This window comes from Actinoplanes italicus (assembly GCF_003001815.1).
GTDB classification, from domain to species: Bacteria; Actinomycetota; Actinomycetes; order Mycobacteriales; family Micromonosporaceae; genus Actinoplanes; species Actinoplanes italicus.
On record NZ_PVMZ01000003.1, the window covers coordinates 155,077 to 177,112 of the forward strand.

Sequence of the window (22,036 nt, forward strand, 5' to 3'; positions counted from 1 at the left end):
GTCCGGGAGATATACCTGCTCCAGGAACGGCAGCGGACGCTGAGAGGAGCCCGATGGCCACCTGGATTCTCGTGCCGTGTCTGGGGCAGTTGCGCACCGAACTGAACCGGCTCGCACCGAACAGGGACAAGTCCAGTGACGGCACGATCGGTGACACGGCGCACCAGAGCCGGGTCTCCGACCACAACGACGACGAGGTCGGGCGGGTACCGATCCGGGACGCGGACTCGAAACACGAGGTCCACGCCATCGACCTCGACGTCAACCTGCGTGAACCGAATCTGACGATGGAGATGGTGGTCCAGCACGTCGTCGGCCGCTGCCGTAGCGGCGCCGAGAAGCGGCTCCGCTACGTGATCTACAACCGGCGGATCTGGGAGGGGTCGAACGGCTGGCGGCAGCGCGCCTACAGCGGCGACAACGCGCACACCCAGCACGCCCACTTCTCCGCCTCGTACGAGACCAAGCTCGAAGCCTCGACCGCTTCCTGGCATCTGGAGGACATCCCCGTGGCACTGACCGAAGCCGACAAGAAGTGGCTGGCCGCGCAGATCGACAAGGCCGCCACCGCCGCGGCCGAGCGCGTCTGGAAGACCCGGTGGAACATCAACTTCGAGCCGGGCAGCCCGCCGTACATGGCCGAGGCCGGCTCGATCATCGCGCACATCCCCGGCGAGCACGCCCGCATCGAGGAGGAGCTTGCCCACACCGACGGCAAGGTCGACAAGCTGATCGCCGGGGAACCGTCCAACCAGGTGTGACAGGCCCTAGGCCGGGGTGACGCGGTCGCGGATGCTGTCGAGTACCGCCTCCGCGGCCCACCCGGCGGCGTCGGCGATGTCACGCCGGTCCATACCGAACTCGCGGTGGAACGTCACCCAGGTCCCGACGGAGTCGAGGTGCGACAGCGCCGCGATGACCGCCCTGCGCTGCGCCGCGTCGAGGGACGGCACCTCGGCATCCAGCAGTCGTTCGAGCTGTGCCCGGCCGGGCGACGGCGCCGCGCCGCTCACGCCGCGCATCGCCGTCTCGGCGACGACGTGCGCGAGCTCCGGCCGTGCGTCGTACCGCTGCATCGCGTCGCGGATCGCGAGGGGGATGTCGAAGATCGAGTGCGACTCCTCGCGGGCGAACAACGTCGCCTCGATCCAGGCCGCGGTCGCCAGCAACAGGTCGACGCGCGTGGGATAGTTGCGGAACACCGTGCGTTCGGCGATACCGGCCCGGCGTGCGATGACACGGTACGAGACGTCGTCGCTGCCGAGCTCCTCGATCAGCTCGGCGTAGGCGGCGAGGATCGCCCCTTGCGTGCCGCTCAGCGCCGGGACCGCCGCCGGCTCGGTCACGGCTCCGCCCACGTGACGCCGGGCCGCCCCGCGATCGGCTCCGCCCACGTGGTGTGGGGCAGCCTCGCGAGCACGGTGCCCACAGCGCGGTCGAACGCGTCGCAGATCTCGTCGGCGTCGAGGTCGAAACCCGTGCGCAGCCGAGCCCAGAACATCGCCGACGAGAAGTAGCGCAGGGATGCCGAGACCCGCCGCCGATCCCGCCGGTTGAGCGTCGGCGCCGACACGTCGAGCATCGCCTCGATCGCCCGCGTGATGTAGGCCTGCTCGGTGTCGAGCGTCGGCGAGATCGCGGACGCCCGCGCGCCGACGTACGCGTACGCGGGCGACGCGTCGAAGGCGCGGAAGCGCTCGTGCACGGCGGCGCAGAAGTCGGACACGGTCACGAACGGCGCCAGCGGGAAGCAGGTCTGCTCGAGCCAGTTCGAGAGCGCGGCGAGCAGATGCGCGCGCGTGGGGTACTGGCGGTAGATCGTGCGCTCCGAGATGCCGACCTCGTCGGCGAGGGCACGATAGGAGATGTCGTCGAAGCTGCGTTCGCGCAGCAGCACCGCGGCGCTCGCCAGAATGGCGGTAGCGGTGTCGACCGGCTCCTCCATCACGTCTCCCTCTTTCGAGCGGCCGCCCAGTGCTGGGGCCCGGTGACTTCCGGCGGGAGCACGTAGTGATCGGAATCGTCGAGGGTGAGCGCCAGCGACGAGACGTACTGCACTTCGCCGTGCGGTCCTCTCTCGGCCGAGGCCAGCATATCCGGCCGCTCGAACGTGTACCCGGTGACGTGACAGCGGAGCCGCTCGCCCGAGGGGTTGCCGTGCTCGTCGAACCGGGGGGAGTCGATCCCGTCGGAGCGGCGGCGCAGGTAGTAGCGACCCCGCGTGGCGACGGCCGTGACCGGCGTGGCCACGAACGCGACGCCGATCGCGATGAGCACCGAGAACGGCTTGACGGCGGCGCCGAGCAGCCCGGCGAACGCGAGCAGTGACAGCACCGAGGCGAGTCCCACCGACACGAGCCCGACCGGGTTCCAGTCGTGCAGCATGCCGCGGCGGAACTCGGGGAAGCGCGGCGAGATGCGCAGCACCCACTTGTTGACGGCGATGTCGGTGGCGATCGTCACGAGCCATGCCATGACGACGTTCGCGTAGAGGCTCAGCACGAAGGAGATGAGGGCGAAGATGTCCAGCATCATGAGCGCGTAGGCGATCACGAGGTTGAACAGCACGAAGATCGTGCGACCCGGGTAGTGCTTCGCCATCCGGGTGAAGACGTTCGACCACGCGAGCGAGCCCGAGTACGCGTTCGTCACGTTGATCTTCACCTGTGCGACCACGATGAGTACCAGGGCCAGAACGATCGCGAGCCAGTCGGGGACGAGGGTCCGGTACATCTCGACGAATTGCTTGACCGGTTCGGCCGCCTGATGCCCGAGAGCGGGTTCGACTCTCACGAGGAGGTAGACGGCGAGAAACACCCCGATCACCTGCTTGGTGCCGCTGAAGACGACCCATCCCGGGCCGGCGAACGCGAACGAGGTCCACCACGAGCGTGCGTTCGCCGGCGTGCGCGGCGGCATGGCGCGGATGTAGTCGATCTGCTCCGCGAGCTGAGGGGTGAGGGCGAAGCACACGGCCGCACTCGAGACCACGGCGCCGATGCTGATCGAGCCGTCGGAATCGCCGGTGAACGACGTGAAGGCGCGCACCACCTCGGGGTCGGAGACGAGGATCCACAGCAGCGGCAGCAGGGCGAGGGCGAGCCACAGGGGCGTGGTCCAGAACTGCAGGCGTTCCAGCGCACGCATGCCGTAGATGACGATCGGGATCACGACGACTGTCGAGATGAGATAGCCGAGCCACAGCGGCATCCCCGTCGCCACCTGCAGCCCCTGCGCCATGATGGCGCCCTCCAGCGCGAAGAAGATGCAGGTGAAGCCAGCGAAGATCACCGTCGTGATGATCGAGCCGTAGTAGCCGAATCCCGAGCCACGGGCGATCAGGTCGAGGTCGAGGTTGTAGCGGGCGGCGTAGTAGGCGACGGGCACGCCGACGATGACGATGATGACCGACGCGAACACGATGCCGAGCACGGCGTTGGCGGTGCCGTGGTCGATGCCGATGCTCGCGCCGATCGAGAAGTCGGCGAGGAACGCGATGGACCCGAGGGCGGTCGCGCCGACGGAGGCCGCGCTCCACCGCCGGAAGGTGCGCGGCACATAGCGGAAGGCGTAGTCCTCCAGGCTGTCCTCTGCGGCCGCCCGCGCGTTGTCCGTCGACACAGGGCAAATTTCGCTGTCCGGTGTTACGACGGCGTTGCGGGTGTGAGTCATGCCGTGCCCTCATTGGCATGCCCTCGCGGCCCTCGCCTGCAGGGTTCACGGTTCGGCGCGAGATGGTGCCGCTCGGTGCAGTCGGTCATGCTGTGCCCTCATTGGCATGCCCTCCCGGCCCTCGCCTGCAGGGTTCACGGTTCGGCGCGAGATGGTGCCGCTCGGTGCAGTCGGTCATGCCGGCTCAGATCGCCATGGCGGCTCGCACGGTGGAGGTGGCTGCCATGCCACCCACTCCGGTCTGTGTGACGAAACCCGAGGCGAGTACGACGTAGCGCTCGGCGGCCTCGAGGGCGAAGCCGATGTGCTGCTCGACGAGCAGCACGTGCATGCCCTCCTCGGCCAGCTGCACGATGGTCTGCTCGATCTCGGCGACGATCGTGGGCTGGATGCCCTCGGTCGGCTCGTCGAGGATGAGCAGCTTCGGCTGAGTGATGAGCGCGCGGGCGATCGCGAGCTGCTGGCGCTGCCCACCGGAGAGCAGGCCCGCCTTCCGGGCGGCGAACTGCTCCAGGGCGGGGAATCGTGCCATCTGTGCGTCGACGAGAGCCTTGCCGCCCCGGCGCCCGTCGGCGACGAGCTGCAGATTCTCCAGTGTGGTGAGCTGGCCGAACGACTGCTGGCCCTGCGGCACGTACGCCATGCCGCGAGCGACGCGCTGGTTGGGGGCGAGCGAGGTGACGTCCTCGCCGTCGAACAGCACGCGGCCCTTCGACGGCTTGATCAGGCCGATCGCTAGGCGCAGCAGGGTCGTCTTGCCGGCGCCGTTGTGACCGAGCACGGCCACCACCTTGCCGGCCGGCACCGTCACACCGTGCAGCACCCGCGTGCGCCCGTAACCGGCCTCGATGTCGGTGAGCTCCAGCATGTCAGTCCTCCTTCCGGTTCGGTGTCCCGACCGCGATGGCGTCCGCGGTGCCGAGATAGACCTCCTGCACCTTGGGGTCGGCCTGTACGTCGGCCACCGTGCCCTGCGAGAGCACCTTGCCCTGGTGCAGCACTGTCACGCGGGTGGCGTAGCGGCGCATGAAGTCCATGTCGTGCTCGACCACGAGCACGATCCGCTTCGCCGCGATGCGCCGCAGGAGTTCGCCGGTCGCGGTGCGCTCGTCCTGGCTCATGCCCGCCACGGGCTCGTCGAGCAGCAGCACCTTCGCGTCCTGCACGAGCAGCATCGCGATCTCCAGCCACTGCTTCTGGCCGTGCGACAGGATGCCGGCCGGCGTGGTGAGTTCGCCGGCGAGTCCGGTCTCCTCCAGTGCCTGTTCGATCGACGGGTCGACGCCACGCCGGGTCCGCAGCAGCGAGAGCGCGGAGCGGTGACGCCCGGCGGCGATGTCGAGGTTCTGCAGCACGGTGAGTTCGTCGAAGACGCTCGCGGTCTGGAAGGTGCGGCCGACCCCGAGGCGGACGATCTTGTGCACCTGCTTGCCGAGCAGCTCCTTCTCGCCGAGCCTCGCCGACCCGGTGCCCTTGGCCAGTCCCGTGATGGCGTCGATGCAGGTCGTCTTGCCGGCGCCGTTCGGTCCGATCAGGAACCTGACCTCACCGGGGTGCGCGTCGAAGGAGACGCCGCCGACCGCGACGAAGCCCGAGAACTCGACGCGGAGGTCCGTGACGACGAGCGAGGCGTCCGTCATGCCCGTACCTCCTCGAGTTCTGCGGCGGCGATCGCCGGGGTGGGCGGTACATCCGGCTTCGGGCGCGTCCGTCCCGGGAACCGGGAGGGCAGCGACGACAGGCCGTTCGGCAGGAAGAGGATGACGACGATGAACAGCAGACCGAGGATGTAGGTCCAGCCTTCGGGCCAGGTCGAGCCGAGGCTCGACTGCCCCCATCCGACCGCCATCGCGCCGAGCGCGGGGCCGAAGAGCGAGGCGCGGCCGCCGAAGGCGACACCCGCGATCATGAGGATCGAGGCGGCGGCGCCGATCTCGGCCGGAGTGATGATGCCCACGATGGGCACGAACATCGCTCCGGCGATGCTCGCCATCAGCGCCGAGACGACGAAGGCGACGAGCTTGACGTTGGCCGGGTCGTAACCGAGGAAGCGCACGCGTTCCTCGGCGTCCCGGGTGGCGACGAGGAGCTCACCGAAGCGGCTGCGGTAGAGCTGCCAGACCGCGAGCAGGCACACGATGAGAAGCCCGGCCGCGATGAGGAACACCATGACCTTGTTGGCCGGGTCGTTCAGCACGAAGCCGAAGAAGTACTTGAAGTCGCTGAGCCCGGTGTCGCCGCCGGTCTCGCGGATCGTGGAGCTGATCAGGGTGGCCAGCGCGACGGCGAGCGCCTGCGTCAGGATCGCGAAGTACGCGCCCTTCACCCGGCGCTTGAACAGCGCGTAGCCGAGGATGCCGGCCATGACCACCGGGAGCAGCACGATCGCCAGCAGGGTGAACCCCGCGCTGCGGAACGGCTCCCAGAACATCGGGAGCGGCGCGAGCGGGTCGTAGAGCACCATGAACCCCGGAATCCGGTCACCGGCGGTCTCCAGCGTGAGGTGCATGGCCATCGAGTAGGCCCCGAGGGCGAAGAACACCCCCTGTCCCATCACGAGCATCCCGCCCCGGCCCCACGCCAGGCCGATGCCGACGGCGGCGATGGCCCAGCAGCAGTACTTGCCGAGGTTGTTGAGCCAGTGATCGGTGAGCACGAGGGGAGCGACCGCGAGGAGCAGGACGGCGAACACCCCGATGCCGCTGAGGGAGATCCAAGGCTTCGGCCCGGTCGTACGAGGCTTGGTCATGCCAGACTCCTGGTTCGCACCGTGAACAGGCCCTGCGGGCGCAGCTGCAGGAAGACGATCACGAGGATGAAGGCGAGCACCTGCGCCAGGCTGCCGGTCGTCCAGTAGGCGAAGTACGAGAGGGCGACGCCCACCGCCCACGCGGCGATGATGGTGCCCTTGAGCTGGCCGATGCCACCGGCGGCGACGACGAGGAAGGCCGGGATGATGTACTGCGCGCCCATCTGGGAGTTCGTGCCCCCGATGAGTGACGCGGCCACACCGGCGACCCCGGCCAGACCCGACCCGGTGAAGAAGGTGAGGCGGTCGATGGTGCGTGTGGAGATTCCCGAGGTCTCGGCGAGATCCCGGTTCTGCACGGTCGCCCGGATGCGGCGGCCGAACGAGGTGTACTTGAGCCAGGCTGACAGCGCGGCGACGCAGACGCTCGCGAGCAGGATGGTGAACAGCTGCCGGAGCGGCCATTCGTAGCCGAGGATGTTCAGCTGCCCGTCGAGCCAGCCCGGCTTCTCCACCGGGACGCCCTGGGACGGGAAGATCTGCAGTGCCGCCTGCTGGAGGATCAGGCCGACACCGACCGTGACGAGCAGGGTGTCGAGGGGCCGGCGGTACATCCACTGGATGATGGTCACCTCCAGCAGGAGGCCGAACAGGCCCGCGACGACGAACGCGACGGGCAGCGCGACCGGGATCGACAGGTTGCTGGCGGTGATGACCTGCTGGACGAGGTAGGCGGCGAAGGCGCCGATCATGAGGAACTCGCCGTGGGCCATGTTGATCACGCCCATCTGGCCGAAGGTGAGCGAGAGGCCCAGCGCGGCGAGCAGGAGCAGCGCACCCTGTGCGCTGCCGTTCAGCAGCGGTGCTATCAGTGCATCCACGTGCGGTCGCTCTCTCTAGCGTCTCTATGGAGGGGGAGGGGTCGCATGCCGTCGGTGACACGCGACCCCGCGGGTGATCAGCCCGCCGCGTCCACCAGCTGCTTGCGGATGTCCGCCGGGAACCAGTCGTAGCCCTCGAGGTACGGATCGGGCTCGATGAACTTGTCGGAGGCCCAGACGATGTCGAACTGGTTGCTGGAGTTGATCTTTCCGATGTGGCCGGGCTTGGAGATGTGGTGGTTCTCGCCGTCGAGCGTGACCTTGCCCTCCGGCGCGTCGAAGGTGATGGCGTTCTTCTTCGCCGCGGCGTTCACCGCGTCCACGTCGAACGAGCCGGCGGCCTCGACGAGGGCCTTGTACAGGTACAGCGAGATGTAGGCGGCCTCCATCGGGTCGGAGGTGACGCCGCTGCTGTTGGGGTAGGCCTTCCAGCTCTCGATGAACTTCGGGTTCGTGGGCGTCTTGAGCGACTGGAAGTAGTTCCACGACGCGTACTGGCCGGTGACCTCGTGGCCCATCGCCGGCGCCTCCTCCTCGGCGATCGACACCGAGATGATCGGCGTCGTCTCGGCCTTGAGGCCGGCGTCGTAGTACGCCTTGACGAAGCCGACGTTCGACGAGCCGTTGATGGTGTTGAAGATGAAGTCGGGCTTGGCCGCCACGATCTTCGCCACCTGGCTGGTCCAGTCGTCCTTGTCGAGCGGCACGTACTCCTCACCGACGATCTCGATGCCGAGCTTGGCCGCGTACAGCTTGATGATCGCGTTCGCGGTGCGCGGGAAGACGTAGTCGCTGCCGGCGAGGAACAGCCTCTTCACTCCCTGGGCCTTCAGGAAGTCCATCGCCGGGATGATCTGCTGGTTGGTGGTCGCACCGGTGTAGTAGATGTTCGGCGACGACTCGAGACCCTCGTACTGCACCGGGTAGAAGAAGAGGCCGTTGTGCTTCTCGACGACCGGCTTCACGGCTTTGCGGGAGGACGAGGTCCAGCCGCCGAAGATCGCGGCGACGCAGTCCTGGGTGAGCAGCTTCTCGGTCTTCTCCGCGAAGGTGGGCCAGTCGGTGGCGCCGTCCTCCTGGACGTACTCGATCTTCTTGCCGAGGATGCCGCCGCCGGCGTTGATCTCGTCGGCGGCCATGTGCAGCACGTTGGAGACGGTCTTCTCAGAGATCGCCATGCCACCGGTGAGGGAGTTGAGGAAGCCGAGCTTGACGGCTGAGCCGGAGGTGTCGACACAGCTGGGTGCCGCAGACGTCCCGCCGGCGGCCGCCTCGTCGCCGGCTCGGGCGCCACAGCCGGCGAGCACGAGGGCCACGGTCGTCCCGATGGCGCCCATGGCCGTGAGCGAGCGCAGCCGCTTGCTGATGGTGGACATATATGAGAACTCCGATCCTGCTGGAGGGCGTGTGCTGCAGGTGGGAGTAGATTGACCGCGCGTCATTACTCTGACATTTCTTGACTGTTCCAACTCTGTAGCCGACAACTCGGCTCGCGTTCGAATGCCCTGGAAGCGCGGGGATCATCGTTGGACAGCGATGTCAAAATTCTGCCATCACCCGGAAGGGTGCGGTGGGGATGGCACACTCCTGACATCTAAGGATGTGGACGCGTGGCGACTGTCTCATTTTGCAGCGCGGCAAAGCCATCACCTGAGCAAACGAGTCCTACCGGGCGGAGGGGATTCAAACTTCCGCAACCGTCGATACACAGTCGTTCCATACGGTCCGGCGATGAAAGCGATCATCGCAGCCGCGACCGGCGTCACGCTGGCCGTCGGCCTCGTTGCGACACCGGCGCAGGCCGGTCATCCGAACAGCCGGATCGTCGAGTCGCTGGACCGCGGCCTGGTCGCCGTGCCGGCCAAGGGCGGTGGCACCTTCCTGAGCTGGCGTCTGCTCGGCACCGAGTACGGCAACAACGTCGAGTTCAACGTCTACAAGGGCGCGAGGAAGCTCAACCGGAAGCCGATCGACGAGTCGACGAACTTCACCGACATCACGCCCGGAACCGGTGTCTACACCGTCCGCGCGGTCGTGAAGAACCGGGAGCAGGCGCCCAGCGGCCCGGCGATTACGCCCGGTGACATCCCGCTGCTGCCGGCCGAGAACTACTACGTGCACCACGCGTGGCCGGGCGACCTGGACGGCGACGGCCGCTACGAGATCGTGGTGTCCCGGCTGTCGTACGCGCTCGACAAGCCCGGCTACCTGGAGGCGTACACCCTCGCCGGGAAGAACCTGTGGCGGGTCGACCTGGGCGTCAACTCGTACGCCCGGGCCGGTGGCAACGCCGCCAACGACCCGCCGCTCGCCGCGATCAGTGGTTACGGCGAGGTCGCCGGTTACCGCAACGACGACAACGTGACCGTGTACGACCTGGACGGTGACGGCCGGTCCGAGGTCTTCGTGAAGACCGCCAACGGCGTCACCTTCAGTGACGGCGCGGTGATCAGGACATCGAATGCACTCGACCAGTTCGTCTCCGTCGTCGACGGCCTCACCGGCGTCGAACGTGAGCGGGTCCCGATCGCCGACGACTTCACGGCCGACGGTCCGTCCGGTGGGCAGTACGGCATCGCGTACCTGGACGGCGTGCACCCGAGCCTGATCACCAAGCAGGTCGTACGGATCGGCGCGCGGCGCGGTGACTTCCGGGTGCTCTTCGTGGCCTGGGACTTCAACGGTCGTGATCTGACCCGGCGATGGAAGTTCACCCGTGGGAACGGCCAGGGCACCAGCTTCCACCAGCTGCGGATCGTCGACGTCGACCAGGACGGCCGAGACGACATTGCGGACGGTAACTACGTCGTCAACAGCGACGGCACGTTCCGTTACGTCGTCGACGGCTCGACCCACGGCGACCGGTTCCACATCGGAGACCTCGATCCGTCGCGGCCGGGCCTCGAGGGCTACGCCATCCAGCAGACCGAGGGCGGCGTCTTCACCAGCTTTCCCTGGTACTACTACGACGCCGCGACGGGGCAGCGCCTGATCACCGGCTCGCACCCGGACATCCCGCAGGACGCCACCCTCTGGGACGTCCCGCGCGGCACGACCGCGGACATCGACCCGGCCCACGACGGCTACGAGTTCTGGGCCGCCACCGCGAACGCCGACCTGCCCGGCGCCGGTGTGTGGAGCGTGGACGGCACCCAGATCAGCAAGACCACGCCGAGCGTCAACTTCCGTATCTGGTGGGACGGCGACAAGGGTTCCGAGCTGCTCGACAACACGTACGTCGAGAAGTGGAACCCGAAGAAGCGGACCAGCTCCAAGATCTTCGAGCCGTCCGGTGTCGTCTCGTCGTGGCGCAACGCGGTCCCGTTCTACGGCGACATCCTCGGTGACTGGCGCGAGGAGTACTTCGCCGAGACCGCCGACCACACCACGCTGAAGTTGTTCACCACGAACATCCCGACCAGCGTGAAGCTCTACACGCTCGCGCACAACCCGGCGTACCGGCTGGGCTGGACGGTCCGCGGTTACCTGCAGTCGACGCTTACCGACTTCTTCCTCGGGTACGGCAGCCGCCCGCCCGCCAGGCCGAGGATCACGACAGCGAGGAGGAGCGCCTGGTCCGTCATCGCGGAGGACAACTTCGTGAGCGACTCCGGCAGGTGGTCCTCCGAGTTGCAGAGCGGCGGCACCGTGGCGGCTTCCGGTGGGGTGCTCGACATCGACGTGCCCAACGGGGCGACGGTGTGGCTCAAGCAGGAGATCGAGGGGCCGTACGAGATCGAGTTCACCGCCACGCCGGTGTCGGCCGGCGGACCGAACGATCACGTCACGGACCTCAACACGTTCTGGAACGCCCGTGACGTGCGCTCCCCCGAGGACATCTTCGCCACCACGCGGAACGGGGCCTTCGCGCAGTACGACCACCTGAAGACCTACTACGTCGGTCAGGGCGCGAACCTCAACACCACCACGAGGTTCCGCAAGTACGTCGGTGAGCCGGGCAACCGTCCGCTGATCTACGACTACACGTCACCGCTGATCGAGGCGAACGTCCCGATCAGGGTCCGCATCGTGGTGGACGGCTCGAAGATCCAGTACTGGAGCGACGACCAGCTCGTCTTCGACTACGCCGACGCGTCCCCGTACGACAGCGGCTGGTTCGCCTTCCGCACCGTGGCCAGCCATTTCCACATCGAGGACTTCACGATCTGGCGTCCCCCGGCGAACTGAAGCGGCTCACGAAACGCTTCTGCCAGGGCGTCTCCACCGCGTGCCGATGGTAGTGCCGCCGGACGTAGGCCACCGCCTCGTCCGGGGGCACGCCGTCGAGCACCGCGAGGCACGCCAGGGCGGTCCCGGTCCGGCCGACACCCCCGGTGCAGGCGATCTCGACCCGCTCACCCTCGGCGCGGCGCAGGGCCTCCTTCAGGATCTCGATGGTGTACGACCTATCGCGCGGCAGCCAGAAGTCCGGCCACCGCACCCACCGGCTCTCCCACCCGAACTCCGGCGGCGCCCCGCCCTGCAGATAGATCCCGAGCTGCGGCGGGTGCCCTGTCGGCATCGCGGCCCGCAGGCCCCGCCCGCGGATCAGTCGCCCGGACGGCAGCCGCAGCACCCCGTCGCCGTCCTCGTCCCACCCGGTCATGGTGCGAATAGTGCCAGCCCGGCTATAGTCGCCGCATGTCCAGCTTCAGCGTCCTGCGACGCCGGCGTCCTCACGGCCGCCGCTGAAGCCATGCTTTCCACCCGGCGGGTCGACACCCGCCGGAGCTGGAGAAGGCACCGGTCCGACCCGTCTCGCTCATCTGACGACGGAGTCCGACCATGAATCTCGAATCACTGCTGCACGACCGGCTCGCGCCCGCTCTGGAAGCGGTCGCCGGCCATCCGATCGATCCGGCCGTCCGGGCCTCGCCGCACGCCGACTTCCAGTCCGGTGCGCCGTTGGCGCTGGCCCGGGAGCTGGGAAGGCCGCCCCGGGAGATCGCCGCCGAGGTGGCCGCCGCCGCTGACCTGAACGGCGTCGCCGACGTCACCGTCTCCGGCCCCGGATTCCTCAACCTCACCCTCACCGACGACCTGCTCGACCGGGCGCTGCGGGCCGCGGCCGCCGACGAGCGGCTGGGTGTCGCACCCGTCGCCGCACCCGAGCGGATCCTGGTCGACTACTCCAGCCCGAACGTGGCCAAGGAGATGCACGTCGGTCACCTGCGGTCCACGATCATCGGGGACGCGCTGGCCCGGACGTACGAGTGGCTGGGTCACGACGTGATCCGGGTGAACCACCTGGGCGACTGGGGCACCCCGTTCGGGATGCTGGTCGAGCACCTCATCGACCTGGGCGGCGGCGCGTCCCACTCGATCGGCGACCTGACCGCGTTCTATCAGGCGGCCCGGGCCAAGTTCGACACCGACGACGACTTCCGGACCCGGGCCCGGCTGCGGGTGGTGTCCCTGCAGTCCGGTGACCCGCTCTCCCGGGAACTGTGGCGTGACCTGGTGGCTCAGTCGGAGCGGTACTTCCTGGACGTCTACGCCCGGCTCGGTGTGACCCTCGGGCCGGGCGACTTCGCGGGGGAGAGCCGGTATCAGGACGACCTCGACGGCGTGGTGGCCGACCTGCTGGAGAAAGATCTGCTGACCGAGAGCGACGGCGCGCTCTGCGCGTTCCCGGCCGGGTTCACCGGGCGGGACGGCGCTCCGCTGCCGCTGATCGTGCGGAAGGCCGACGGCGGATTCGGATACGCGGCGACCGACCTGGCCGCGGTCCGGCACAGGGTCGGGAAACTCGGCGCCGACCGGATGCTCTACGTCGTCGGCAGCCCGCAGCGGATCCACTTCCGGATGGTCTTCGCGGTCGCCCGGGAGGCGGGCTGGCTGCCGGACGACGTGACCGCCGAGCACATCGGGTTCGGCTCGATCCTGGGTTCCGACGGCAAGATGCTGAAGTCCCGGGCCGGTGACACGATCAAACTCGCCGACCTGCTCGACGAGGCGGTCGCGCGGGCCAGTGAACCGGCGATCGGCATCGGGGCGATCAAGTACGCGGATCTGTCCGGCGACCGGATGGGCGACTACGTCTTCGACTGGGACCGGATGCTGGCCAGCACCGGCAACACCGGCCCCTACCTCCAGTACGCCTACGCCCGGATCCGGTCGCTGTTCCGGAAAGCCGGCAGCGGCCCGGGCACCGTCACCGTGACTGAACCGGCCGAACGGGCGCTGGCTCTCGCCCTGCTCGGGTTCGAGCCGGCCGTCCGGGCCGCCGCCGCTTCGGCCGAGCCGCACCGGCTCGCGGTCCACCTGCACGGCCTGGCCGTGGCGTTCTCGGTCTTCTGGGAACGGTGCCCGGTGCTGCGGGCCGACGCCGAGGTGCGGGCGAGCCGGCTCGGCCTGGCCGACCTCACCGCACGGACCCTCCACACCGGAATGTTTCTGCTGGGTATCGAGGCCCTTGAGCAGATTTGACCTCCGTGCAACCCGCCTTCCATCGACCGATTCACTTATCGGCCGTTAGGGTTCAGTCTTCCGCGCCCACGAGGCGTCACCTGATTCCATGCTGAGAGGTCCGCTATGACCAACCCCACCGGCATATCGCGGCGGAGCGTCCTGGCCGCGTCCGCGGCCGGCGTCGCCGCGCCGTTGATGGTCTCCGAGGCGGCGCAGGCCGGCCATCAGGGCGGTGGCACGACCACCTACCGCCTGACCGTGCTGGGCACCTCCGACACCCACGGCAACGTCTACAACTGGGACTACTACCGCGACGCCGAGTACGACGACAGCGCGCACAACGACGTCGGCGTGGCCAAGCTCGCCGCGCTGGTCAACAAGCTGCGCGCCGAGGCGAACGGCCCGGTCCTGGTGCTCGACGCCGGCGACACGATCCAGGGCACGCCGCTGGCCACCTACTACGCCAAGCAGGAGCCGATCACCGCGACCGGTGAGAAGCACCCGATGGCCCGCGCCATGAACGTGCTGCACTACGACGCCGTCACGCTGGGCAATCACGAGTTCAACTACGGTCTGCCGCTGCTGAACCTGTGGATCCGCCAGCTCGGCTTCCCGGCCCTGGCCGCCAACGCGATCAGCGCCAAGACCGGACGGCCGGCGTTCACCCCGTACATCATCAAGAAGGTCTCTCTGGGCCGGCATGCCCCGACGCTGCGTGTCGGCATCCTGGGGCTCACCAACCCGGGCTCGGCGATCTGGGACCGCGCGAACGTCGAGGGCCGGATCGAATTCACCGACATGATCGCCACGGCCGCCAAGTGGGTGCCGATCATGCGGGCCCGGGGCGCCGACATCGTGCTGATCTCGGCGCACGGCGGCGACAGCGGCACCTCCAGCTACGGCCCCGAGCTGCCCAACGAGAACCCGACAGCGCTGATCGCCGAGCAGGTGCCCGGCATCGACGCGATCCTCTTCGGGCACGCGCACCGCGAGGTCCCGCAGCGGTTCGTCACCAACCAGAAGACCGGCGAACAGGTGCTGCTCTCCGAGCCGTCGAAGTGGGGTCAGCGGCTGACCAAGATGGACTTCGACATCACCCGGGTCAAGGGGAAGTGGAAGATCACGTCGAAGGCCGCCGCGGCGCTGAACACCAACACGGTCGAGGCCGACCCCAAGGTCCTCGCCGTGGTGAAGAAGCAGCACGACAAGACCGTGGCGTACGTCAACCAGGTCGTGGCCGCCTCGACGGTGGAGCTCTCCGCGGCGACCAGCCGGTACGAGGACACGCCGATCCTCGACTACATCAACAAGGTGCAGACCGACATCGTCACGGCGGCGCTGGCCGGCGGCGCTCACGCGTCACTTCCGGTGCTGTCCATCGCCGCGCCGTTCAGCCGTACCGCGGTGTTCCCGCAGGGCGACGTGAAGATCAAGGACGTCGCCGGGCTCTACATCTACGACAACACCCTGGAAGCGGTCGTGCTGACCGGCGCCGAGGTACGGGCGTACCTGGAGTACTCGGTCAAGTTCTTCGTCACGCACGCCGTCGGCGCCCCGGTCGACCCGGCCACGATCAGCGACCCGGCCGTGCCGGACTACAACTACGACGTGCTCTCCGGCGTCGACTACGACATCGACATCAGTAAGCCGGTCGGCAGCCGGATCACCCGCCTGCAGATCGCCGGTGCCGACGTCGCCGCCGACGCGCAGTTCGTGGTCGCGGTCAACAACTACCGGCGCTCCGGCGGCGGGAGCTTCCCGGGCATCGTGAAGCCCCAGGTCTACAACGAGCAGCAGGAGATCCGTCAGTTGCTCATCGACTGGGCGCAGGCCAAGGGCCGCATCGACCCGGCCGACTTCTACGTCCGTAACTGGCGGCTGGTCCGCGAGGGCGTGCCGGTCTTCTGAGCCGTCACCGCTTCTCCGGCCGGTTGCCCGCGGTGTCGGGTCTCACTTCTCCTGCCGGTGTTCTCGGTGTCGGGTCTCACTTCTCCTGCCGGTGTCCTCGGTGTCGGGTCTCACTTCTCCTGCCAGTTGCCCTCGGTGTCGGCGCTGACGAACAGGCCGTTCGTCTTGCCGTTGGACATCTGGAACGTACACAGATAGGTCCGCAGGCCCTCGGCGTTGCGGTCGGTCTCCGGAGTGCACTCCACCCCGGAGACCGCACCGAACTGCTTCTTCACCCGGCCGTCCGACGCCAGGGTGTCGCGCAGCTGGTCGGTGATGCCCGACTCCACCCGGTACTCGTAGACGGGGATCGCAGCGACCACCACCGTCGCGGTCCAGAACGCGGCGCCGGCCAGCAGTGTCGCGAGGAAGGCGATCCAGTACGGGCGCCGGCTGCGGCCGTACCGCCGGGCCTGTGACGCCCGCCGCAGCACCGAGATCACGCCGAGCACGCTGAGCAGGAACGTCCACACCACGACCGGCCGCCACGACGGCGCTTCCGGCCGGTGCCCGGCGTGCACCTCTCCCGGGAAGCGGACCAGCAGCTGACCGTGCTTGTTGTCGGGGGAGTCGTAGGGAGGTACCGTCCCGCCGTACAGCGGGGCCGGCGCGGCCGGTGCGGGTACGGGCTCCGGATCGGCCCACGGTGGTGCGCTCGGGTAGTGCCCCGGCTCCTGCGGAGTCTGGACTGTCATCGTGGTGCGACCCTCTTCCCGTATCGGCCCGGCTGTTCCTCCGTGCCGCCGGGACCATCGGCCGCGGGCCGCCCTAGCTGAGGGTTAGTTGCATTTCAGTTGTCGCCGCTGGTCAGGCGCCACCGCGCACCGGTTGCCGCCCCACGATCAGGCGCCGCCGCCCACCGGGGCAGTGGTCGTGGGGTCGGTTGTGGGGTCGGTAGTCGGATCGGTCGTGGGGTCGGTCGGATCCGGAGACGACGACGTCTTGCTCGGGCTCGGCGACGGCGAGGGCGAGGGTGAACGCGAGGGGCTCGTCGAGGTGCTCGCCGCCGGGTTCTTCGTCTTCGTGTTCCGCGGCCGGCTCGGCGGCGAGGCCGACTCGTCCGGCGACAGGTCGACGGCGGGTTCCTCGGAGTCGGAGGGGCCCGGCACCAGCGCCGGTTGTTCCTTCACCGGGGTGCCCTTGGAGCCCGTCGGCTCGTCGGAGTCGAAGGCGAACGCCACACCGAGGCCACCGGCCAGCACGAACAGGCCGAGGATCGCGAACATCAGGATGCGCTGGGCCGGCGGCTGACTCGGCCGGGAGACCGGGAACGGCGCCGGCGTCGCGACGCTGCGCTGAGCGGGCAGCGGCCGGGGCGCCGCCGGGCTGATCGGCGCGGTCGCGCCCTGATCCCCGAAACCGGTGCGCATCGGGTAGGCGCCGGTCGGGTGGCGGACCGCAGGGTACGCCCCGGAACCGACCCGGGCCGGGCTGACCGGCGCGGTCAGCGACGTGCCGGTGAGCCGTTTCCAGTCGATCGGGCCGGCGACGGCGAAGGCCGCCTCGGCGAACTCGGCCGCGCTCTGGAAACGGTCGGCCGGCTGCTTGGCCATCGCCCGGGCGATCAGGTCGCGTACCTCATAGGGCACGTGGTCAGGCAGCGGGTCGGGATCGTCCTCCAGGTGACGTAGTGCCACCTGGAGCGCGTTGTCACCGTCGAACGGCGGGCGCCCGGCGATGCAGTGATAGGCCACCGCACCCAGCGCGTAGATGTCGGTGGCCGGCGTCAGGTTGCCCTTGGCGACCTGCTCGGGCGCCATGTAGAGCGCCGTGCCGACGATCGCGTTGAGGCCGGTGACGCTGGTCATGGCCGTTGAGCGGGCCACGCCGAAGTCGACCAGGATGACCGCGCCGGTCGGTTTCACGATCAGGTTGCCGGGCTTGACGTCGCGGTGGACGATCCCGTTCTCGTGGGCGGCGTGCAGCGCGTCGGCGGCCTGCGCGACGATCGCCATCGTCTCCGCGACGCCGATCGGCCCCTCCTTGACCCGGCTGGAGAGCGGGTCGCCCTCGACGAACGCCATGACCAGATAGGCGACCTGCTCGGGGCCGTCGTAGTCGCCGTCGCTCGCGTAGTCGTAGACCTCGACCACACCCGGGTGCCGGAAGGCGGCCATCATCCGGGCCTCACCGTAGAACCGGGCCGCGAACTCCGGGTCCTCCAGCATCGCCGTCCGGAGGACCTTCACCGCGACGGTGCGGCCCAGCACGACATCGGTGCCGCGCCAGACGTCACCCATGCCGCCGGTGGCGACGCGGTCGTCCAACCGGTAGCGGTTGTCCAGGAGGCTTCCTGCACTGAGCACCAGCGGACCTTATCTGTAGGAGTTCAAGCCGAATGCCGCTCAACTGTACAGAGCCCGGGCTCAACATGGGAGAGCAGCAAGGGCCTGCCAGAACGGCACGCGCGGGTCAGTGGTCGTCGTACGTAGGGGTGACCACCACGGCCGTCTCGGCCAGCTCGATCTCCTCGTTCTCGGCCTGCCGTTCCAGCGCCGCGCGGGCCGCGCTCGCCAGCGCCCAGCCGGCCGCCGCGCCGATCACACCGACCGCGACGATCAGTCCCCACGGGCGGGCCGGACGCCGGCCGGCCAGCGCGTCGGCGGCCGCGGAGGCGCGCGTCAGCGCCTCGTCGGTGGCAGAGCTCACCCTGCCGCCGGCGCGTGCGGCGAGCCGCCGGCCCCGTCGCCCGGCCCGGCCGGCGTTGTCCCCGGCCGTGCTCCAGGCGCTGGACAGGTGCTCCCAGGCCTCCTCGGCGGTCCGTTCCGCCCGGTTCTTCCCAGCGAACATGTCCGTCACCTCCTGCGCGTTCATCGTCACTGTTCCCGCCTCGGGCCGGCACAAACGTCCGGTGTGGACGTCATCACGGTTCCAAAACGATTTGACGTCCCGCAGTACTGTTGACCAGGTTCACACGAGCCACTCAGGTGACTAACAGGTTCGGGGCCTAACCTTTCGGGCAGTTTCACCGAACCTTTCGAGGGTAACCCTCGCCGCCCCGTCCAAGGACGGCGCTGAGGCCGCCCGCGTATAGAGGAACAGCACCCGGATCTGCCGGGTGGGTGGAGGGAAAGACGTGACGCTGTCGATAACGACGTCGACGCTGGCCGACGGCGCGGTGGAGGTTTCCCCGCGTGGCGAGATCGATGTCGAGAACGCGTACGAGATCCGTGAGGCAGTGGCGGCACAGCTGTCCGGCGGATCACCCATCCGGATCGAGCTGAACATGCGGCACGTGACCTTCATCGACTCGGTCGGCATCAGCGCCCTCGTCGCGGCGTTCCAGCTGGCCGGGGTCAGTGGGGTGAAGCTCGTGGTGACGCGGCCCAGCCGTTTCGCGCATCGGCAGCTCTGGGTGACCGGGCTGCTCGGCCTCTTCGGCAACCCACAGCCGTTCGACGAGGAGACGGTCACCGCCTGACGTCGTTCGCCGCCTGACGTCGTTCAGTGTCCGGCGTTGGTCAGTCCGGCGTTGGTCAGTACGCCGGACTCTGCACGGCGACCCCTTCGATGTTGACCCGCACCTCACGGTCCTCGTGAGGTGCGCGGATCGGGGTGACCACGGCGAAGTTCTCGGCGAGCGCGGCCAGGTCGGTGCCCGGGTCGACGGTCTCCTCGGCGGCCTGCACGGCGGTCCGGACGTAACCGTCGCCCGCCTCGGCGATGCTCATCTGCACCTGGCCGAACCGGGCGAGCGACGCCTGCTTCAACCCACGGATGCCGTCGACGTGCAGGTCGGGGACGTTGAGGTTGAGGACCGTGCCGGGCGGGGTGTGCATCAGCGAGGGCAGCAGCCGTACCGCCATCTCGGCTCCGCTGATCCAGTGGTGCTGCTCGTCGTCGATCTTGTTGAGGGCGGCGATGGCGGCGCCGCCGCTCGAGGCGCTGGCGGCGGCCGGGGTGAGCACGTCGAGCGAGACGGCCAGCCCGTGCAGGCCGGCGTGCGCGGCGGTCAGGCACGCGCCGACCGTGCCGGAGTGCACCACGGCGGCCCCGGCGTTGGCGCCCCGGTTGATCCCGGAGAGCACGATGTCCGGGGCCGGACCGAAGGCGTCGCGCAGGGCCAGCAGGACGATGTACGCGGGGGAGGCGGCCACCCCGAAGGCCGGGATGTTCTTGCAGCCGGCCAGCTCCCGGGGCTCCGAGACGATCTTCCCGTCCTGGACGACCGCGGTCATCGAGGCGCTGGCACCGCTCGACTCGCTCAGCGGCGCGGCCACCACGACGTCGTAACCGGCGTGCGCGGCCGTACGGGCCAGCCAGCGAATACCGGGTGACTCGATGCCGTCGTCGTTGGTGATGAGAATTCGCATTCGCTGGTGATTGCCCGCTGTGGGAGTCATGATTCCTTCCCTATAGGGGTCAATCGGACCCGTTCGGTGAGGACCCGGACCGCGTCGACGTGCCCGGTGCCCAGGCCGTGCCGGGTGACGTTGAGCGCGCCGGCCGCCGCACCGGTCCGGACGGCCTCGTCCATCGGGCCGCCGTTGGCCAGGGTGGCGGCGACTCCGGCCGTCATCGAGTCGCCGGCGCCGCGATGCTCGGCCGCGGTGAGCCGGGGCAGCGCCACCGTGTAGATCTCCTGGTTGAAGAGGGCCAGCGCGCCCATGTCGGCCCGGGACACCAGGACCGTCTCGGCGCCGGCCTCGTGCAGCTGGACGAGCGCCTTGGTGAGGGCGCCGGTGCTGCCGTCCGGGGCCATTCCGTCGGCGATCAGCTCCTCGTGGCTGATCTTCAGCACCGAGATGCCTGCCTCCAGGACCGCCGCCAGGTGGCGGCTGCACAGGTCGGCGATGACCTGGCAGCCGTTGGACCGCAGGTCGGCGGCGAGGCGGCCGTACACCTCCGGCTTGATCACCGAGGGATGGGCCGGGCCGCTGAGGATCGCGATGCCGGCGCGCAGGCCCTCGGCCAGCGTCAGGTTGTAGAGCTCGTCGAGCTCGTGCCGCGACAGCGGGCTGCCGGGCCGCTCGGCGATCTCCTGACGGCTCCCTCCGCGCCGGTCGTGTACGTACCACCCGCTGCCGTGCTCACGCCGCACCAGCCGCAGTGTCACGCCCGGCAGTTCGCCGAGCAGCGGGGCGAGCACGCGCCCCACCTCGCCCCCGGCCGCAGTGCAGAGCGTCACCTGTGCACCGAGCACCGTGATCATCCGGGTCTGCCAGATGCCCTGGCCGCCTGGATGAACGTGCAGTTCCGGCTCGTCGTGGTGTTGCTCGATGGTCACTGTCAGCTGTGGGGCCGGTGCGAAGACCATGACCCGCCCGTCACTCATGTCTCGCATTGTTATCTTTTTGCGCATCCGGCGTGGCGGATCGCAAAAAGTACAGACGCCCTTTATGGCTCGAACCCTCGCGCCCCGCGGTGCCATGGACCGATGGTCCCCCGCCGGCACGAATGATCGCTACCAGCTGATGGGCGTACAGTGCCGTCCCGCGTCGGCCGGTTCCACCTGAAGGGTGGCGTGGTCGATGTGGAAGTCCTCGTGCAGGACGTCGCGGGCCACGCTGAGTACGGCGCCCAGCTCAGCCCGCGAGTCGAGGCTCAGGTGCGCCGAGGCCACGTCCATGCCTTCGGTCAGCGTCCAGACGTGCAGGTCGTGCACATCGCAGACGCCGGGGACGGCCGCCAGCCGGTCGCGGACCGCGGCGATGTCGAGGTGCTCGGGGGCGGCCTGGACCAGGATCCGGATCGCCGAGCGACCGAGGGCGAACGTGCGGGGCAGGATCATCAGGGCGACCACCACGGCGACGATCGGGTCGGCGTACGCCCAGCCGGTCCACCAGATGATCAGAGCGGCCAGGATGACTCCGGCCGACCCGAGCAGGTCGCCGAGCACCTCCAGGTATGCCCCGCGGACCCCGATGTTCTCCTTGGCGCCCGAGCGCAGCAGCGCGAACGCGACCAGGTTCGCCGCCAGGCCGCCGACCGCGACCAGCAGCATCCAGTCGGCCGGTACGTGGGGCGGGTCGGTGAAGCGGCGTACGGCCTGCACCAGGACGAAACCGGCGACCAGGGTCAGCAGCGCCGCGTTGGCGAGCGCGGCCAGCACCTCGAGCCGGTAGAGCCCGTAGGTGCGGCCGGAGTCCGTCCCGGCGCGGTGGGCGGCGGTGATCGCGGCCAGGGTCATCGCGATGGCCAGCACGTCGGTGAACATGTGTCCGGCGTCGGAGAGCAGCGCGAGTGATCCGGTGATCACGGCCGCGACCGCCTCGAGAATCATGAACGCGGTCAGCAGCCCGGCCGCCCACCAGAGGCGCCGCCGATGCCCGGCCCCACCTCTGAGCAGGTCGCGGGTCCCGTGGTCGTGGCCGGCTCCCATGTCGTTCACCTTCCGTCGTCCGGCAGGCCGTCGCCAATGTATGCGGACATTGCT

Annotated in this window: 20 protein-coding genes; 5 read left to right on the forward strand and 15 right to left on the reverse strand. The window is 69.0% G+C overall.

Annotation, left to right across the window (positions count from 1 at the left end):
• Positions 1-53 precede the first annotated feature (53 nt).
• Entirely contained in the window at positions 54-761 is a 708-nt protein-coding gene (locus CLV67_RS08370; protein ID WP_106316612.1) for a hypothetical protein, read from the forward strand.
• Between the two features lie 6 nt (positions 762-767).
• On the opposite strand, the gene CLV67_RS08375 is transcribed toward CLV67_RS08370, so the two are convergent.
• The 8 genes from CLV67_RS08375 to urtA all read right to left on the reverse strand — a co-directional run bounded on the left by CLV67_RS08375 (position 768) and on the right by urtA (position 8,678).
• Positions 768-1,346, reverse strand: a complete 579-nt coding sequence (locus CLV67_RS08375) for a TetR/AcrR family transcriptional regulator (protein ID WP_106317092.1) — start codon at positions 1,344-1,346, stop codon at positions 768-770.
• A complete protein-coding gene (locus CLV67_RS08380; RefSeq protein ID WP_106316613.1) occupies positions 1,343-1,945 on the reverse strand; it encodes a TetR/AcrR family transcriptional regulator in 603 nt (200 codons plus the stop codon). Before CLV67_RS08380 ends, CLV67_RS08375 begins: the two co-directional genes overlap by 4 nt.
• A complete protein-coding gene (locus CLV67_RS08385; protein ID WP_106316614.1) occupies positions 1,945-3,672 on the reverse strand; it encodes a purine-cytosine permease family protein in 1,728 nt (575 codons plus the stop codon). The genes CLV67_RS08380 and CLV67_RS08385 overlap by 1 nt, the downstream gene beginning before the upstream one ends.
• 184 nt (positions 3,673-3,856) lie before the next feature.
• Positions 3,857-4,540: an ATP-binding cassette domain-containing protein gene (locus CLV67_RS08390; RefSeq protein WP_106316615.1), complete on the reverse strand. Its 684-nt coding sequence runs from the start codon at positions 4,538-4,540 to the stop codon at positions 3,857-3,859.
• Position 4,541: 1 nt separating this feature from the next.
• On the reverse strand, positions 4,542-5,312 hold the full coding sequence (urtD, locus tag CLV67_RS08395; RefSeq protein WP_106316616.1) for an urea ABC transporter ATP-binding protein UrtD: 771 nt from the start codon (positions 5,310-5,312) through the stop codon (positions 4,542-4,544).
• Positions 5,309-6,421 carry an urea ABC transporter permease subunit UrtC gene (gene urtC / locus CLV67_RS08400; RefSeq protein ID WP_106316617.1) on the reverse strand — a complete coding sequence of 371 codons (1,113 nt, stop codon included), beginning with the start codon at positions 6,419-6,421 and terminating at the stop codon, positions 5,309-5,311. The genes urtD and urtC overlap by 4 nt, the downstream gene beginning before the upstream one ends.
• Entirely contained in the window at positions 6,418-7,302 is an 885-nt protein-coding gene (urtB, locus tag CLV67_RS08405; RefSeq protein WP_106316618.1) for an urea ABC transporter permease subunit UrtB, read from the reverse strand. Before urtB ends, urtC begins: the two co-directional genes overlap by 4 nt.
• 77 nt (positions 7,303-7,379) lie before the next feature.
• The gene (gene urtA, locus CLV67_RS08410) at positions 7,380-8,678 is read right to left on the reverse strand and encodes an urea ABC transporter substrate-binding protein (protein WP_170153781.1); all 1,299 of its coding nucleotides are present in this window, start codon (positions 8,676-8,678) and stop codon (positions 7,380-7,382) included.
• Between the two features lie 355 nt (positions 8,679-9,033).
• Between urtA and CLV67_RS08415 the strand changes: the two genes are divergently transcribed.
• Positions 9,034-11,490, forward strand: coding sequence for a rhamnogalacturonan lyase family protein (locus tag CLV67_RS08415; protein WP_170153782.1), 2,457 nt, complete (start codon positions 9,034-9,036; stop codon positions 11,488-11,490).
• On the opposite strand, the gene CLV67_RS08420 is transcribed toward CLV67_RS08415, so the two are convergent.
• Positions 11,462-11,908 (reverse strand): protein-tyrosine phosphatase family protein, encoded by a 447-nt coding sequence (locus tag CLV67_RS08420; RefSeq protein ID WP_106316619.1) that lies wholly within the window; start codon positions 11,906-11,908, stop codon positions 11,462-11,464. The genes CLV67_RS08415 and CLV67_RS08420 overlap by 29 nt on opposite strands.
• A gap of 179 nt (positions 11,909-12,087) precedes the next feature.
• Between CLV67_RS08420 and argS the strand changes: the two genes are divergently transcribed.
• The gene (gene argS, locus CLV67_RS08425) at positions 12,088-13,731 is read left to right on the forward strand and encodes an arginine--tRNA ligase (protein ID WP_106316620.1); all 1,644 of its coding nucleotides are present in this window, start codon (positions 12,088-12,090) and stop codon (positions 13,729-13,731) included.
• Positions 13,732-13,836: 105 nt separating this feature from the next.
• On the forward strand, positions 13,837-15,621 hold the full coding sequence (locus CLV67_RS08430; RefSeq protein WP_106316621.1) for a bifunctional metallophosphatase/5'-nucleotidase: 1,785 nt from the start codon (positions 13,837-13,839) through the stop codon (positions 15,619-15,621).
• A gap of 110 nt (positions 15,622-15,731) precedes the next feature.
• Here CLV67_RS08430 and CLV67_RS08435 read toward each other — a convergent pair whose 3' ends face one another.
• From CLV67_RS08435 to CLV67_RS08445, 3 genes are all read right to left on the reverse strand, one after another.
• Positions 15,732-16,355 (reverse strand): sulfite exporter TauE/SafE family protein, encoded by a 624-nt coding sequence (locus tag CLV67_RS08435; RefSeq protein WP_106316622.1) that lies wholly within the window; start codon positions 16,353-16,355, stop codon positions 15,732-15,734.
• Between the two features lie 147 nt (positions 16,356-16,502).
• Positions 16,503-17,966 (reverse strand): serine/threonine-protein kinase, encoded by a 1,464-nt coding sequence (locus CLV67_RS08440; RefSeq protein WP_106316623.1) that lies wholly within the window; start codon positions 17,964-17,966, stop codon positions 16,503-16,505.
• 106 nt (positions 17,967-18,072) lie between these two features.
• Positions 18,073-18,450: a hypothetical protein gene (locus tag CLV67_RS08445; RefSeq protein ID WP_106317094.1), complete on the reverse strand. Its 378-nt coding sequence runs from the start codon at positions 18,448-18,450 to the stop codon at positions 18,073-18,075.
• Between the two features lie 286 nt (positions 18,451-18,736).
• On the opposite strand from CLV67_RS08445, the gene CLV67_RS08450 reads away from it, so the two are divergent.
• On the forward strand, positions 18,737-19,081 hold the full coding sequence (locus CLV67_RS08450) for an STAS domain-containing protein (protein WP_106316624.1): 345 nt from the start codon (positions 18,737-18,739) through the stop codon (positions 19,079-19,081).
• A gap of 55 nt (positions 19,082-19,136) precedes the next feature.
• Here the strand turns inward: CLV67_RS08450 and surE are convergent, their stop codons facing one another.
• From surE to CLV67_RS08465, 3 genes are all read right to left on the reverse strand, one after another.
• The gene (surE, locus tag CLV67_RS08455) at positions 19,137-19,973 is read right to left on the reverse strand and encodes a 5'/3'-nucleotidase SurE (RefSeq protein WP_106316625.1); all 837 of its coding nucleotides are present in this window, start codon (positions 19,971-19,973) and stop codon (positions 19,137-19,139) included.
• A gap of 26 nt (positions 19,974-19,999) precedes the next feature.
• Positions 20,000-20,944, reverse strand: coding sequence for a PfkB family carbohydrate kinase (locus CLV67_RS08460; protein WP_239166245.1), 945 nt, complete (start codon positions 20,942-20,944; stop codon positions 20,000-20,002).
• A gap of 120 nt (positions 20,945-21,064) precedes the next feature.
• Positions 21,065-21,982: a cation diffusion facilitator family transporter gene (locus CLV67_RS08465; protein ID WP_106316626.1), complete on the reverse strand. Its 918-nt coding sequence runs from the start codon at positions 21,980-21,982 to the stop codon at positions 21,065-21,067.
• Positions 21,983-22,036 lie beyond the last annotated feature (54 nt).

Coding starts and splice junctions, on each gene's coding strand:
- CLV67_RS08370 (WP_106316612.1), top strand. CDS start 54: ATGGCCACCTGGATTCTCGTGCCGTGTCTGGGGCAGTTGCGCACCGAA.
- CLV67_RS08380 (WP_106316613.1), bottom strand. CDS start 1,945: ATGGAGGAGCCGGTCGACACCGCTACCGCCATTCTGGCGAGCGCCGCG.
- CLV67_RS08385 (WP_106316614.1), bottom strand. CDS start 3,672: ATGACTCACACCCGCAACGCCGTCGTAACACCGGACAGCGAAATTTGC.
- CLV67_RS08390 (WP_106316615.1), bottom strand. CDS start 4,540: ATGCTGGAGCTCACCGACATCGAGGCCGGTTACGGGCGCACGCGGGTG.
- urtD (WP_106316616.1), bottom strand. CDS start 5,312: ATGACGGACGCCTCGCTCGTCGTCACGGACCTCCGCGTCGAGTTCTCG.
- urtC (WP_106316617.1), bottom strand. CDS start 6,421: ATGACCAAGCCTCGTACGACCGGGCCGAAGCCTTGGATCTCCCTCAGC.
- urtA (WP_170153781.1), bottom strand. CDS start 8,678: ATGTCCACCATCAGCAAGCGGCTGCGCTCGCTCACGGCCATGGGCGCC.
- CLV67_RS08415 (WP_170153782.1), top strand. CDS start 9,034: ATGAAAGCGATCATCGCAGCCGCGACCGGCGTCACGCTGGCCGTCGGC.
- CLV67_RS08420 (WP_106316619.1), bottom strand. CDS start 11,908: ATGACCGGGTGGGACGAGGACGGCGACGGGGTGCTGCGGCTGCCGTCC.
- argS (WP_106316620.1), top strand. CDS start 12,088: ATGAATCTCGAATCACTGCTGCACGACCGGCTCGCGCCCGCTCTGGAA.
- CLV67_RS08430 (WP_106316621.1), top strand. CDS start 13,837: ATGACCAACCCCACCGGCATATCGCGGCGGAGCGTCCTGGCCGCGTCC.
- CLV67_RS08435 (WP_106316622.1), bottom strand. CDS start 16,355: ATGACAGTCCAGACTCCGCAGGAGCCGGGGCACTACCCGAGCGCACCA.
- CLV67_RS08445 (WP_106317094.1), bottom strand. CDS start 18,450: ATGTTCGCTGGGAAGAACCGGGCGGAACGGACCGCCGAGGAGGCCTGG.
- surE (WP_106316625.1), bottom strand. CDS start 19,973: ATGCGAATTCTCATCACCAACGACGACGGCATCGAGTCACCCGGTATT.
- CLV67_RS08460 (WP_239166245.1), bottom strand. CDS start 20,944: ATGCGAGACATGAGTGACGGGCGGGTCATGGTCTTCGCACCGGCCCCA.
- CLV67_RS08465 (WP_106316626.1), bottom strand. CDS start 21,982: ATGGGAGCCGGCCACGACCACGGGACCCGCGACCTGCTCAGAGGTGGG.